The organism is Streptomyces sp. NPDC107521, from assembly GCF_055598485.1.
On record NZ_JBVKAT010000006.1, the window covers coordinates 94,838 to 107,751 of the forward strand.

Genomic DNA, 12,914 nt, shown 5'->3' on the forward strand with positions numbered 1-12,914 from the left:
CGTGGCGGGCGCGCGGCCGACGCGCGCGGACGTGCCGGATCCGCATCCGCCGCGCCCCGGCCGAACCGCCGGCACGGACGGGCGAGTACCGCCCGGGCCGTCCCGGCGCAGCGGCACCGGCCGCGCGGCACCGCCGCACCCGGGGCCCGCCCTGCCGCCCGGCGACCGGCGACCGGCGACCGGTCAGCCGATGACCGGGTAGCCCGCCTCCCGCAGGGCCCCCTGGACCTCGGCGCAGTGCTGCGGCCCCTTCGTCTCCAGCCGCAGCTCGACCTCGGCCTCGGTGAGCCCCAGCCGCGGGTCGGTGCGGACGTGGCTCACGTCCAGGACGTTGGCGTCGGCCGCGGACAGCACCCCCAGCAGCGTGGCGAGGGCGCCGGGCCGGTCGGTGAGCCGCAGCCGCACGGCCAGGTAGCGGCCCTGGGCGGCCATCCCGTGCCGCAGCACGCCCTGCAGCAGCAGGGGGTCCACGTTGCCGCCGGAGAGCACCGCCACCACCGGCCCCTCGAAGGCCCCCGGATCGCTCAGCAGCGCCGCCACCGGACTCGCCCCGGCCGGCTCCACGACCAGCTTGGCCCGCTCCAGGCAGAGCAGCAGCGCGGTGGACAGCGCGTCCTCGGAGACCGTGCGGACCTCGTCCACCAGCTCCTCCACGATCCCGAACGGCACGTCGCCGGGCCGCCCCACCTTGATCCCGTCGGCCATCGTCACCGGGCGGTCCACGCAGACCGGGCGGCCCGCCGCCAGCGACGGCGGATAGGCCGCCGCCCCCTCCGCCTGCACCCCCACGATCCGCACGTCCGGCCGCAGCGCCTTCAGCGCGACCGCCATGCCCGCCACCAGCCCGCCCCCGCCGATGCCGACCACCACCGTCCGCACCTCGGGGCACTGCTCCAGGACCTCCAGTCCGACCGTGCCCTGGCCCGCGATGACGTCCGGATGGTCGAAGGGGTGGATGAAGACCGCGCCGGTGCGCTCCGCGTACTCCTGGGCGGCGGCCAGCGTCTCGTCGACGACCTGGCCCTGCAGCCGCACCTCGGCGCCGTACTCCCGGGTGGCGCTGATCTTCGGCAGCGGGGCGCCCTCCGGCATGAACACCGTCGACCGCACGCCGAGCAGCGACGACGCCAGCGCCACGCCCTGCGCGTGGTTGCCCGCGCTCGCCGCGACCACGCCCGCGGCCCGCTCCTCGGGCAGCAGCCCGGCGATCCGCACGTAGGCGCCGCGGAGTTTGAAGGAACCGGTGCGCTGGAGGTTCTCGCACTTGAGGTGCACCGGCGCGCCGACCAGCCGGGTCAGGTGCCTGCTTCCCTCCATGGCGGTCACCCGGGCCACGCCGGAGAGCATCTTCCGGGCCCCGCGCACGTCGTCGAGGGTGACCCGGCGGAGGGCGGCGGCCGTGCTGTGCCTCATGCGGTCCAGCATCGCAGTTCACGGGCGGCGGCGGCGGTTGTGACCAAGCTCTGGGACCGGCTTGGCGCAGGGCAGGTACGCCCCGCCGCCGGGCCGCGTACCCTGTCCAGCAACCAGCAGCCTCCACGAAGTGAGCCCCCGGCCATGCCCGCATCACCTGGAATGTCGATGGACATCACGACCACCGGTGACACCGGTCTTCTCGACACGCTCCAGCACGAGGTGGCGCTCTTCGCCCGACGTGCCGAGCAGACCCGGCTCGGCGGGGTCGGCCAGGTGCGCAACTCCATGGACCGCGCCGCCTACCTGCTGCTCAACCGGCTCGACCGGGAGGGCCCCATGGGAGTGAAGGCACTCGCCGCGAGCATGGGAATCGACTCGTCCACGGTCACCCGGCAGGTGGCCCCGCTGGTCGACACCGGCCTGGTCAAGCGCACCTCGCACCCCGAGGACGGGCGCGCGGTCGTCCTGCAGCTCTCCCCGCGCGGGGTGTCCCGGCTGGACGAGGTGCGCGCCTCCCGGCGCCTGCTGATGGCCGAGCTGACCCAGGACTGGGAGCCGGAGGAGCGCGAGGCGTTCTGCTCCCTGCTGACCCGGTTCAACGGCGCCCTGTCCGCCCGTACGGCCCCCCAGGGTGCCGCCACCGCCCCGGCCCCCTCGGAGTCCTGACGCGCCTCCCGCGCACGCGGGTGCGCCGGGGCCCTTGACCGCTGGGCCACCCCTGGCCCGATAGTGGAGCGCGGGCCCGTGGCGGGGAACACGGCACCCCGCCACCGGGACGCGGGCGGGAGGCGTGGTGCGAGCACGGCGGGCGTCCCGGGAGGCCGACCGGGACCAGGAGTTCGAGACCTTCGTCGCGGGCGCCGCGGGGCGGCTGCTGCACACCGCCACACTGCTCACCGCGGAGCCCCCGGACGACAACCCGCGCGCGCGGGACCTGCTCGTCCGCTGTCTGGCGCACACCTACGCGTCCTGGGACAGCGCGCGCGGGGACGACCCGTACGACCGCGCCCGCCTCCACCTGGCGACCCGCTTCGCGCACGCCTCCGGCCCCTCCCCCGGCCCGTTCGGACACGCCCGGCGGGAGCCCGCGGGCCCCCTGGCCGGGCTGGCCCCCTCCGAACGGCTGATCCTGGTGCTGCGGATCCACGAGGGCGTCGCCGAGGAGCAGACCGCGGCGCTGCTGGGGCTGCCCGTGGAGCGGATCCGGACGGTCTGCGAGCGGACCGTCTCCCGCCTGCTGCACCCGCCCCCGCCGCCCGCCCCGCTCCGCCCGGCGGCGCGGGCGGAGGCCGCGACATGAGCGGCACGGGCGGTACGCGCACGGGACGAGTCCGCACAGGACGGGCACCCGGCACGGGAGGCGCGCCGCCCATGGGCCGCGCGCCGGAACCGGGGCGGGCCCGGTGAACCGGGCCGGACGGGAGGCCGCCGTGCGGCGGATCCTGGCGGAGTCCCCGCCCCGGGTGCCGACCGGGCTGCACGCCGAAGCGGTCCGCCGGGGCCGCCGGTCGCTGCGGCGCCGGGGCGCGGCACGGCGGCTGCTGTGGCTGGTGCTGGGCGCGGCGGCCCTGGCGTTCACGGTGTGGGCCGCGATCGTACGGCCCTGGGACCGGCCTCCCTCGGACACGGTCCCGCCCATGACCGGCTGGGACCGCTGGTGAGAGCACCGGAGGACCCGGCCGCCACAGGCCCCGCGAGGTGACGGGGAGCCCGGCCAGGGCGCGCGGCCCCGCCGGGGCGCCCCGGGGACACAGCCCCGGGACACCGCGCCCGGCACCGCCTCCCGCGCGGGGCCGCGGTGCCGGGCGCCGCGTCCTCCCTAGCCGAGGGCCTGCTTCAGGTCCTCCAGGAGGTCCTCGGCGTTCTCGATGCCGACCGAGAGGCGCACCAGGTCGCCCGGCACCTCCAGGGCCGAACCGGCCGTCGAGGCGTGCGTCATCCGCCCGGGGTGCTCGATCAGCGACTCGACGCCGCCCAGGGACTCGCCGAGGGTGAAGACCTTCGCCCGGTTGCAGACCTCGACGGCCGCCTCCTCGCCGCCCTGGACGCGGAACGACACCATGCCGCCGAACGCCCGCATCTGCTTGGCCGCCACCTCGTGCCCGGGGTGGTCCGGCAGCCCCGGGTAGAGCACGCCGGCCACCCGCGGGTGCCGGCTGAGCATCTCGGCGACCTGCCCGGCGTTCCGGCTGTGCCGGTCCATCCGCACCGCCAGCGTCTTGGTGCCGCGCAGCACCAGCCAGGAGTCGAACGGCCCGGCGACCGCGCCCATGGCGTTCTGGTGGAAGGCCAGCTCCTCGCCCAGCTCCGTGTCGTTCACGATCAGGGCGCCGCCGACGACGTCCGAGTGGCCGCCCATGTACTTGGTCAGCGAGTGCACGACGACGTCCGCGCCGAGGGCGAGCGGCTGCTGGAGGTACGGCGTGGCGAAGGTGTTGTCGACGACCAGCCGGGCCCCGCCGTCCCGGGCCACCTGGGCCACGGCGGCGATGTCGGTGATGCCGAGCAGCGGGTTGGAGGGGGTCTCCACCCAGACGGCCCGGGTCCTCGGGGTGAGGGCGGCCCGTACGGCGGCCGGGTCGGCGGTGTCGGCCACGGACCACTCGACGCCCCAGCGGGCGGCGACCTTGGCGAAGAGCCGGAAGGTGCCGCCGTAGGCGTCGTTGGGGATGACCACGTGGTCGCCGGGGCTCAGCAGCGCGCGCAGCAGGCAGTCCTCGGCCGCCAGTCCGGACGCGAACGCGAGGCCGCGGCGGCCGCCCTCCAGGGCGGCGAGGTTCTCCTCCAGCGCGGTCCTGGTGGGATTCGCGCTGCGGCTGTACTCGTAGCCGCCGCGCAGGCCGCCGACGCCGTCCTGCTTGTAGGTCGACACCTGGTAGATCGGCGGGACGACCGCGCCCGTCAGGGGATCGGCGGTGTTGCCCGCGTGGATCGCGAGCGTCTCGAAGTGCTGACTGATGTGCCTGTCGCTCATGGGCACAGAGCGTAGTGCCGCGAGCGCCTCCGTGGGTTTTCCACAGGGCGCGGCACACGTTGGCCAATTGTCGGCGTCGTCTGGTTCGCTTGTGGGCATGGAGATTCTCTGGGTCCTGATGGCACTGGTCATGCTCGGCTTCGTGCTGCTCCCTGTCCTGCGGCGGCGCCGGGGCGCGGTCGGGCTGGTCCAGCCCGGCCACCCGGACGCGGCGGACCCCGCGCACTACGGCTTCGCGCGGGAGGAGGAGCTGGACATCCGCATGCCCGGCCCCGACCAGGACCTGCTGGACGTGCTGGATCTGGTCCAGCGCACCCAGGACCACCGGGCGGCCCTGCAGCTCCTCGCGGGGACGGAGAAGGAGGGCGAGCGGCGCTGGCAGCGGGTGCAGGCCTTCGCGGGCGCCGCCTCGCTGGAGCTCCGGCAGCGGCCGGGCGGGGTCTCCGAGACCCCGGGCGGCCAGTGGCTGCGGGTGTGGCGGACGGAGGCTCCGAAGGACGCCGGGGGCGCGGCCGTGCACGCCGAGTTCCTGGTGCAGCAGGCGTGGCGGACGGCGACGCCGGGCACGGACGAGTTCCGGATCATCATGGAGGAGGCGCGGACGGCCTGCGGCCAGGCGGCCCTGCTGGCCCCCGGCGATCCGGTCCCGTACATCGTGGAGCTGTCGATCGCGCGGGGCCTGGGCTACTCGCGGGAGGAGTTCGAGCAGCTCTGGCTGAGGATCCTGGACCGGGCGCCGAACCACATGGGGGCGCACCTGGCCGCGCTGCACTACTGGTGCGAGAAGTGGCACGGCTCCCGCGAGCTGGCGTACTCCTTCGCGGAGGCCGCCGCGGCCCGCGCGCCGCACGGCTCGCTGCTGGCCGCGATGCCGCTGTTCGCGGTCTTCGAGCACCTGCCCGAGCTGAATCTGGTGCGCGGCTTCCACCAGAGCGAGGTCGTCACCAAGGCGGTCCACGGCGCGCTGCACGCGGTGCACTCCGCCCGACGGGACGACCCGATGCAGGCACATGTGCGGCATCTGCTGGTCTACTTCCTGGTCAGTGGTGAGCGCTGGGCGGAGGCCATGAACCAGCTCATAGTGATCGACGGCCATGTCGGCGCCCTGCCATGGGTCCTGTCCGGCGATCCGGCGGCGGAGTTCGCCGTGTTCCGCGCGCTGGCTGTGGCCGGCTACGAGGCCAACGGCGGCAGTCCGGCGACGCTCCCGCACTGAGCGGCTCCCGGCGGAGGACGACGGGGGGGACCGCGCCCCGCCCCGAGAGGGATCGGCTCGCCGGTGCCGGCGGAGGAACGGCGTCCCGGTGCCGCACCTGAGCCACCGCCCGGGACCGGGTCCCACCCCGGCCCGGGTCCCACCCCTGCCGGACCAGGACCAGGACCCGGTCCTGCCCCGGCCGGACCGCGCCCCCGTAGCCGGTCCGCGCATCTGATCCGCCCCGACCCCGCCGCACCCGACCGACCGCCCACCCGCCGGGCCTCCGGCGCCCCGCCCGGCGGCGGCGGACCGCCCTGGAAGGGGCCGGTCCCGAAGCGGACCCGCCCCGGGCCGCCCCGCCCGGCACTCCGCCGGAATTCCCACCGCTCCGCACACGTTGTACGACTGTCGCCCCGATTGGAGACCGCCGCATGTTCCTCTACCACCGGACGCCCCGGCTGCCGACCGCCGAGGAGGCCCTGCGCGGCCGTTCCGAGCCCTCGTTCGCGGTCCCCGACCGCCACACCGTGCTCGGCACGCCGCTGCTGGGCCCCTACCCCGAGGGCCTGGAGACCGCCGACTTCGGGCTGGGCTGCTTCTGGGGCGCGGAGCGGAAGTTCTGGCAGCTCCCCGCGGGCGTGTGGACCACCCTCGTCGGCTACCAGGGCGGCTTCACGGAGAACCCGACCTACGAGGAGGCGTGCTCGGGGCTGACGGGCCACACCGAGGTCGTGCGCGTGGTGTACGACCCCGCGGTGATCCCGTACGAGCGCCTGCTGAAGACGTTCTGGGAGTCCCACGACCCGACCCAGGGCTTCCGCCAGGGCAACGACGTGGGCACCCAGTACCGCTCGGCGGTCTACACCCACTCCCCCGCGCAGGCAGCCGCCGCCGAGGCGTCCCGCGACGCCTACCAGAAGGTGCTGACGGCCGCCGGGCACTCCACGATCACCACGGAGATCCTCCCCGCCGGGGACCGCCCCTTCTACCCGGCGGAGCCCTACCACCAGCAGTACCTCGACAAGAACCCGGCCGGGTACTGCGGCATCGGCGGGACCGGCGTGTCCTGCCCCGTCGGCGTGGCCCCCGCGGAGGGCTGACGTACAGGGGCCGCCGAGACGGCGGCCCCTATACGTCGCGCGGCCCGAACGCACAGGGCCGGAGAGGACGACGGCCTGGCGCGGAGGTGCCACGCCGCGGCGGTGGCCTGATCCTGAGGTGCCTCGGTGCGACGGCGGCCAGGCCCGGAGGCGCCTCGGGCGTGACGACGACTGGACCCGGAGGCGCCTCGGCGTGACGACGGCCGGGCGCCGGGTCGGCGTCGGCCGCGAGAGGGCTCAGGCGCAGCGCAGCGAGCGACCTCCCGGCGCGGCGCGGGGTGCCCGGGTGTGAGACGGGTCCGGTGTGAGGGCGGTACCGCCCGAGGGACCCTCCCGGACATGGACCGTGCCCGACGCGAAGGCGCCCAGGCGGAAACGAGGGCCGCCCCCGCCTGGCGGGACGGCGTGCGGTCGGTGGCCCACGGCGGGTCGAAGGCGGCGGGCGGAAGACGGCCGGCGACGGGCGGCCGACGACATGGACAAGGCCGCCCGGTCGGACAGGCCCGGCGCCCGCTCACATTCCGACGTGCCACCGCCCCGGCGCGGGCGCCCGGTTCCGCGGGCGCGAACCGGGCGGGCGCCGGAGATCCTCCGGCCGTCCCTCCCCGAGGACGACCGGAACGGCGGGGCTTCGTGACGGAACCTCCCCCCGCACGCGCCCCGGCCGCCTCCTACTAAAGGGGGAGCCGGTGACGGGGACGTTTCCTCCATTCGTACGGCCAACCACCGGAGCGTGGCGGGAAATTCATTCGGCGATTTCCTGACGGACCATAAGAAGGAATCCCCGCCCGGAATCACGCCGCCCGGCCCATTCGGCCCGGCCGTACGGCTCTCTGTGGTCCAGCGGCAAGTCGGCCATGGGGAAATGGATTTGGCCTCTTTCGGCGCGAGAGGTACACCGCCACCCTTCGGGGAGCCGCAGGAGGCACGCCACCCGGGGGCGGACGGGAACCACCGGGGACCACGGACGGTGACGAAGCCCGCCGGACATCCGCACCCCGTCGGCGGCGGCCGGGTCCCACCGCCCCGGAAGCGGGCGGCTGGAACCTCCCGGAACTCGGCTCCGTGGAGGCCCATTTGGGCGCCGGACGATCCGGTTCCGTTCCCTCGCCGGAGCGGGAGGAGGCCCAGGAGCGCGTCGTCCGCGATCCGCTCCGGACGGCACCCTCCGTGACGGACGGCACACCTTTCCTGGCAAGAGGCCCCTGATTCCTGTGATTAATTAGGCGATGTGGCCTGAATCATTCGGCCCGTTTCATTCCACCTTCCCGGCCGGCGCGTCCGACGGGGATGACATGAGAGGCATCGGGTCGTGACTGCCACGGTGACCGACTTCCACTACGGGGCGGTGACCCCGATCGCCGCGTATCTGATGGCGTGCCTGGGGTCGGCGCTCGGACTGCGCTGCACGGTGCGGTCCGTGCGCGGCGGGCCGCGCGCCCGTGCCCGGAGCAACGGCTGGCTCTTCCTCGGCGCGGTGTCCCTGGGCTGCGGCATCTGGACCATGCACTTCATCGCGATGATCGGGTTCAGCATCGACGGGGCCACCGTCGAGTACGACACCCGGCTGACGGTGCTCAGCCTGCTGGTCGCCATCGTCGTCACCGCGCTGGGCGTCTTCCTGGTCGGCAGGCTGGGCTCCGGCCCGAAGGTCCTCACCGGCGCGGGCGTGCTGATGGGGCTGGGCGTCGCGGCGATGCACTACATCGGCATGTCCGCGATGCGCGTGCACGGCGAGATCCGCTACGACACGATGACGGTGGCCCTGTCCGTCCTGATCGCCGTGGCGGCGGCCACCGCCGCGCTGTGGGCGGCCGTCACCATCCGCGGGCTGTGGTCGAGCCTGGGCGCCGCCCTCGTCATGGGCGTCGCCGTCACGGGCATGCACTACACCGGCATGGCGGCCGTCAGCGTCCACCTGGACCAGGGGGCGGCGGCCGCGGCCCAGTCCTCGGTCGGCCTGATGTCGTTCCTGCTGGCCATGGTCGCCGGTCCGGTCGTGGTGCTGGTCCTGGCGGCGGCGATCGTCATGTTCGACCCCGACCTGGTGCTCGGCGACGACGAGCCGGAGTCCGCGGACGCCCCCCGGACGGTCCCCGCGACCGGCCCCCAGGCGGCCCCGTTCGCCGCGCGGGCCCCGGAGCCGGCCCCGTTCCCGGTCACCGCACCGCCCGCCCCCGGGCCCGCCCAGGGCGCGGCGCGGTCCTACGACCGGGCCGAGCCGCCCTACGGTCCGGCCCGGGTGTACGGCCAGGTCCAGCCGCCGGCGTACACCCAGGAACCGGCGTACACCCAGGAGTCGGCGTATCCCCAGGAGTCGGCGTACACCCAGGAGCCGGCGTACGGCCGTCCCCAGACGTACGGTCAGGGCGGGATGCGGGACGACGGCCCCGCGCAGGGCGACGGCCGCCCCCACACGTACGCCCGGGTCCCCGGCTACGACGAGACCGGGCCGCAGGCCCCGGCGGCGCCGCGGCCCCAGGCTCCGGCGCGGGGCCCCGGCGGGGGTGGGCCGCAGTGGCCCGGAGCCCACACCGGCGACCCCCGCTGACCGCCCTCGAACACGACGACGGCCCGCCCGGAACGAGGAGTTCCGGGCGGGCCGCCGTTCATGGGGCGGGTCCCCTACATGCGCGGACTACTTGCCGTAGTACGCGTTGTAGATCGTGATGGAGGACGTATTGCCCTTCTTGTCGGTGATGTTGGCGCGCAGGGAGACGGCCTTGCCCTTGGCGGGGTTCTTGATGCCGGCCTTGCCCTTGGTGACCGTGGTCTTCTTCCAGGTCTTGCCGGCGTCGTAGGAGACGTACACCGTCAGCGACTTCAGGTTGCTGCCGGCGGCGGCACCCTCGACGGTGACCGGAACGCTGACCGTCTTGCCGGCCGCGACCTTGCTGTCCAGGCCGGTGGTGACGCCGAAGCGGGCGCTGGAGGCCGGGAGCTTGGCCAGGGAGGCGGTCTTCTTGGAGCGGAAGGTCCAGGTCGCGTCGATCCGGCTGGTGGCCGTGGCCACGCTGCCGGACCGCTTGACCGAGGTGGTCAGCTTGTACGCGGCGTCACCGGCCGGGACGGTGAAGACGCCCTCACCGAACAGCGGGTCGTTGTTGGAGCCGACCTTGGTGCCGTTGCGGTACAGGGTCGTGGTGGCCGAGCTGAAGAGGGAGGAGCCCTCGTGGCCCTTGCCGTCGGCGAAGAGCGGGATCAGGCCGAAGACGTCGTTGCCCTCGCGGTAGAGGCCGAACGTGGAGTTCAGACGCGGGCCGAAGACGGCCGTGTTGAACGTCTCGGAGTAGCTCTTGCCGGCCTTGTACTGCTTCGCCCCGATGAGGTACACGGCCTCGGTGACCGGGAAGCCCTCGGAGTCACGGCCGCCGCTCTGCTCGAACTCCAGGTCCCAGCGCACACCGTTGTCGGTGGAGACGTGGTTGGTGCGGGTGCTGGGGAGCTTCTGCTGGATGCCCACGGCGGAGGCGCCGCTGGTCGCCGGCAGCCAGCCGACCAGGGCGACGGAGCCCTTCTTGCCGCCGGCCGAGGCGCCGAGGCCGGTCTTCACCGTGGCGAGGTCGGCGGCCTTGTAGGCACGGGTGTATCCGGTGGCGAGCTGCTTGACCTTGCCGCCGGCGACGGTGTCCCACTGCTCCGTGGCGCCCTTGGTCCAGTGGCCGTCCCACTGCTGGGTCAGCGAACCGTCGGTGATCTGCGGACCGAGGTGGCGCGAACGGAAGTTGGTGTACGAGTCGAGCAGCCAGCCGAAGCCGTACTGGTCGCCCTTCTTGTTCTTCACCGCGAAGTCGGCCGTGGCGAACTCGGACTTGGCGGCCTTGTCCGGGACGGTGATGTTCACCGGCTTCGTGGTGCGCGCGTCCAGGGTGACGGTCGCCTTCTTGGTGACGTCCAGCTTCGGCTGGGCGATCCAGTCGGCGCCCTTGTAGACGTCCGGGTTGTTGCCGACGAAGATCGCCGCGTCGAGGACGTAGTTGCCCTTCGGCACGCGGACCGTGGCGGTGCCCTTGGTGTTGTAGGGCGCGAACCACTTGCCCTCGGCGAGGCCGCCCACGCCGACCAGGCTGGCGCTGTAGTTGCCGGAGGCCTTGCCGTCGCGGCCGAGCGCCTTGACGGTGACCTCGTAGGACTCCACCTCGCGCTCCACGGCCGCGGCCGTGCGGACGCTCTGGCCGCCGCCGGTGGCGGTGACGTAGGCGGAGTAGGCGCCGTCGACGGTGCCGCCGAGGCGGGTGTTGACGGTCAGCGGCACGGAGGCGCTGCCGCCCGCCGGGACGGTGACCTTGGTGGCGCCCAGGGTGAAGAAGCCGGCCGGGGCCGCCTTGCCCTTGGGGTCGCTGGCCGCGGCGGAGAGCGACAGGGTGACGCTCTTGGTGCCGAGGTTGCGGTAGGTCAGGTTCTTGGTGACCGGCTTGTCGTCGGTGTGCGGCCAGAGCTGGGTGCCGAAGGAGAGCGACACCGGGTCGGCCACGACGGTCTGCTGGATCGCCTTGTCGACCTGGACGCGGCCCGAACCCTGCTGGAACGGCGTGTACTTGCCGCCCTTGGTGGAGCCGGTGAGGGCGCCCTTCAGGTCGGCGGACTTCCAGGTCGGGTGCTGCTGCTTGAGGAGCGCGGCGGCGCCCGCGACGTGCGGGGTGGCCATCGAGGTGCCGGAGATGGTCAGGTATCCGGCGGGCTTCTCGCCGACCTCGTTGGCGATGACGCTGCCCTTGGCGGAGGCGGCGGTGATGTCGACGCCGGGGGCGGTCACATCGGGCTTGATGGCGCCGTCGAGGCCGGGGCCGGTGCTGGAGAAGTCGGCCAGCCGGTCCTTGCTGTCGACCGCGCCGACGGTCAGGGCCGCGGCGGCGCTTCCCGGGGAGCCGATGGTCTGGTCGCCGAACTCGCCCTCGTTGCCGGCGGCGATGGCGAACAGGACGCCCTTCTCGGCGGAGAGCTTGTTGACCGCGGCTTCCAGCGGGTCGATCTCCGGGGTGTCCGAACCGCCGAGGCTGAGGTTGATGACGTCGGCGCCCTGCGCCGTCGCCCACTCCATGCCCGCGAGGATGCCGGAGTCGTCGCCGTAGCCGTCGTCGTCCAGGACCTTGCCGTTGAGCAGCTTGGCGCCGGGCGCGACGCCCTTGTACTTGCCGCCGCTCTTGGCACCGGTGCCGGCCGCGATGGACGCGACGTGCGTGCCGTGGCCGAACTTGTCGGCGGTGCTCGACGCGCCGCTGAAGTTCTTGGAGGCCACGACCTGGCTCTTGAGGTCGGGGTGGGTGGTGTCGACGCCGGTGTCCAGGACGGCGATCTTGACGCCCTTGCCGTCGTAGCCGGCGGCCCACGCCTTGGGGACGCCGATCTGCGGCACGGAGGTGTCGAGGCTGGCCTTGCGGACGCCGTCGAGCCACACGCGGGAGATGCCGGAGGCCGTCTTCCCGCCGGTGGTGACCGCGTCCCACAGGTCGGCGTTGGCCTCCTTCGGGGCCTGCACCGCGTCGGCGTTGAGCGCCGGCAGGGTGCGCCGCAGCGTGCTCGCCTCGCGGACGTCGGCCCGAGTGGCGGACGAGGCACCGGACTTGTAGCCGACGATGACCTTCAGGCCGTTCTTCTGGGCCTTGCGGGTGGCGGCCTTGTTGAGCTCGGTGACGTCGAAGAGGCGCTGGTCCAGCGTGCCGGCGGCGACCAGGCGGGCCGCGTCGGCCGGGACGACGAGGGTGTGCCCGCCGGCCCTGCGTATCTGGACGGGTATGTTCTCGCGTCCCTCGGCCCGCTCCAGGCCGACGACCCGGCCCTTGGCGTCCAGGACGACCCGGTCGCCGGTGATGAGCGTGACGCGGTGCTTGGCCGCACCCGCGGTCGGAGCCGGGACGGCCCCGGTCCGCGCGGTGGACCGGCCCGCGTTCGCCGTGTCGGCCGCGGCCGGGCTGGTCATGCCCGCCGCGAGGGCCACGGCGGCCGCCGCGGCGACCGTGGCCACGCCGACCCTGTTGACTTGTGTGCGCAAAGTTCCCCCTTGCGGAAGTACCGGGCGACATCCCCGTTCACCCGGCCGGGGGCGGTCTCGCACTGATGTGCGTCCCCCGGATCTCGGATTATGCCGACAAACTTCGGCTCAACGGGGGGAAGTTACGCCTCCGCGCGAAGTCCGTTACGTGATCGAAGGATTCGGGGTGCGCGGCCCTTCGCGGCGGCGCCGAACCCGCGCGGGCACCGTACCGTTCCGGGGGTGTCCGGGGGG

At 74.1% G+C, this 12,914-nt stretch carries 8 protein-coding genes and 1 pseudogene; 6 read left to right on the forward strand and 3 right to left on the reverse strand.

The genetic code is table 11. The annotated features are described in order from the left end of the window. Window positions 1-183: 183 nt before the first annotated feature. Window positions 184-1,413: a threonine ammonia-lyase gene (ilvA, locus tag ACZ7LB_RS11655; protein WP_471467303.1), complete on the reverse strand. Its 1,230-nt coding sequence runs from the start codon at window positions 1,411-1,413 to the stop codon at window positions 184-186. Between the two features lie 168 nt (window positions 1,414-1,581). Here ilvA and ACZ7LB_RS11660 point away from each other — a divergent pair, with 168 nt between their 5' ends. The 3 genes from ACZ7LB_RS11660 to ACZ7LB_RS11670 all read left to right on the forward strand — a co-directional run bounded on the left by ACZ7LB_RS11660 (window position 1,582) and on the right by ACZ7LB_RS11670 (window position 3,077). Then, window positions 1,582-2,082 (forward strand): MarR family winged helix-turn-helix transcriptional regulator, encoded by a 501-nt coding sequence (locus tag ACZ7LB_RS11660; RefSeq protein WP_471467305.1) that lies wholly within the window; start codon window positions 1,582-1,584, stop codon window positions 2,080-2,082. Window positions 2,083-2,209: 127 nt separating this feature from the next. Next, a complete protein-coding gene (locus tag ACZ7LB_RS11665; RefSeq protein WP_471467307.1) occupies window positions 2,210-2,716 on the forward strand; it encodes a sigma factor-like helix-turn-helix DNA-binding protein in 507 nt (168 codons plus the stop codon). Window positions 2,717-2,819: 103 nt separating this feature from the next. Then, a complete protein-coding gene (locus tag ACZ7LB_RS11670; RefSeq protein WP_471467309.1) occupies window positions 2,820-3,077 on the forward strand; it encodes a hypothetical protein in 258 nt (85 codons plus the stop codon). Between the two features lie 158 nt (window positions 3,078-3,235). On the opposite strand, the gene ACZ7LB_RS11675 is transcribed toward ACZ7LB_RS11670, so the two are convergent. Then, window positions 3,236-4,390 (reverse strand): cystathionine gamma-synthase, encoded by a 1,155-nt coding sequence (locus tag ACZ7LB_RS11675; protein WP_471467311.1) that lies wholly within the window; start codon window positions 4,388-4,390, stop codon window positions 3,236-3,238. Between the two features lie 97 nt (window positions 4,391-4,487). Between ACZ7LB_RS11675 and ACZ7LB_RS11680 the strand changes: the two genes are divergently transcribed. From ACZ7LB_RS11680 to ACZ7LB_RS11690, 3 genes and pseudogenes are all read left to right on the forward strand, one after another. Beyond that, window positions 4,488-5,606 carry a hypothetical protein gene (locus ACZ7LB_RS11680; protein WP_471467313.1) on the forward strand — a complete coding sequence of 373 codons (1,119 nt, stop codon included), beginning with the start codon at window positions 4,488-4,490 and terminating at the stop codon, window positions 5,604-5,606. A gap of 413 nt (window positions 5,607-6,019) precedes the next feature. Next, window positions 6,020-6,688: a peptide-methionine (S)-S-oxide reductase MsrA gene (msrA, locus tag ACZ7LB_RS11685; protein ID WP_471467315.1), complete on the forward strand. Its 669-nt coding sequence runs from the start codon at window positions 6,020-6,022 to the stop codon at window positions 6,686-6,688. A gap of 1,312 nt (window positions 6,689-8,000) precedes the next feature. Beyond that, window positions 8,001-8,783, forward strand: a pseudogene (locus ACZ7LB_RS11690) (MHYT domain-containing protein); the annotation flags it as partial. Between the two features lie 543 nt (window positions 8,784-9,326). On the opposite strand, the gene ACZ7LB_RS11695 reads toward ACZ7LB_RS11690, so the two are convergent. Then, window positions 9,327-12,608 carry a S8 family peptidase gene (locus ACZ7LB_RS11695; RefSeq protein ID WP_471467613.1) on the reverse strand — a complete coding sequence of 1,094 codons (3,282 nt, stop codon included), beginning with the start codon at window positions 12,606-12,608 and terminating at the stop codon, window positions 9,327-9,329. Window positions 12,609-12,914 lie beyond the last annotated feature (306 nt).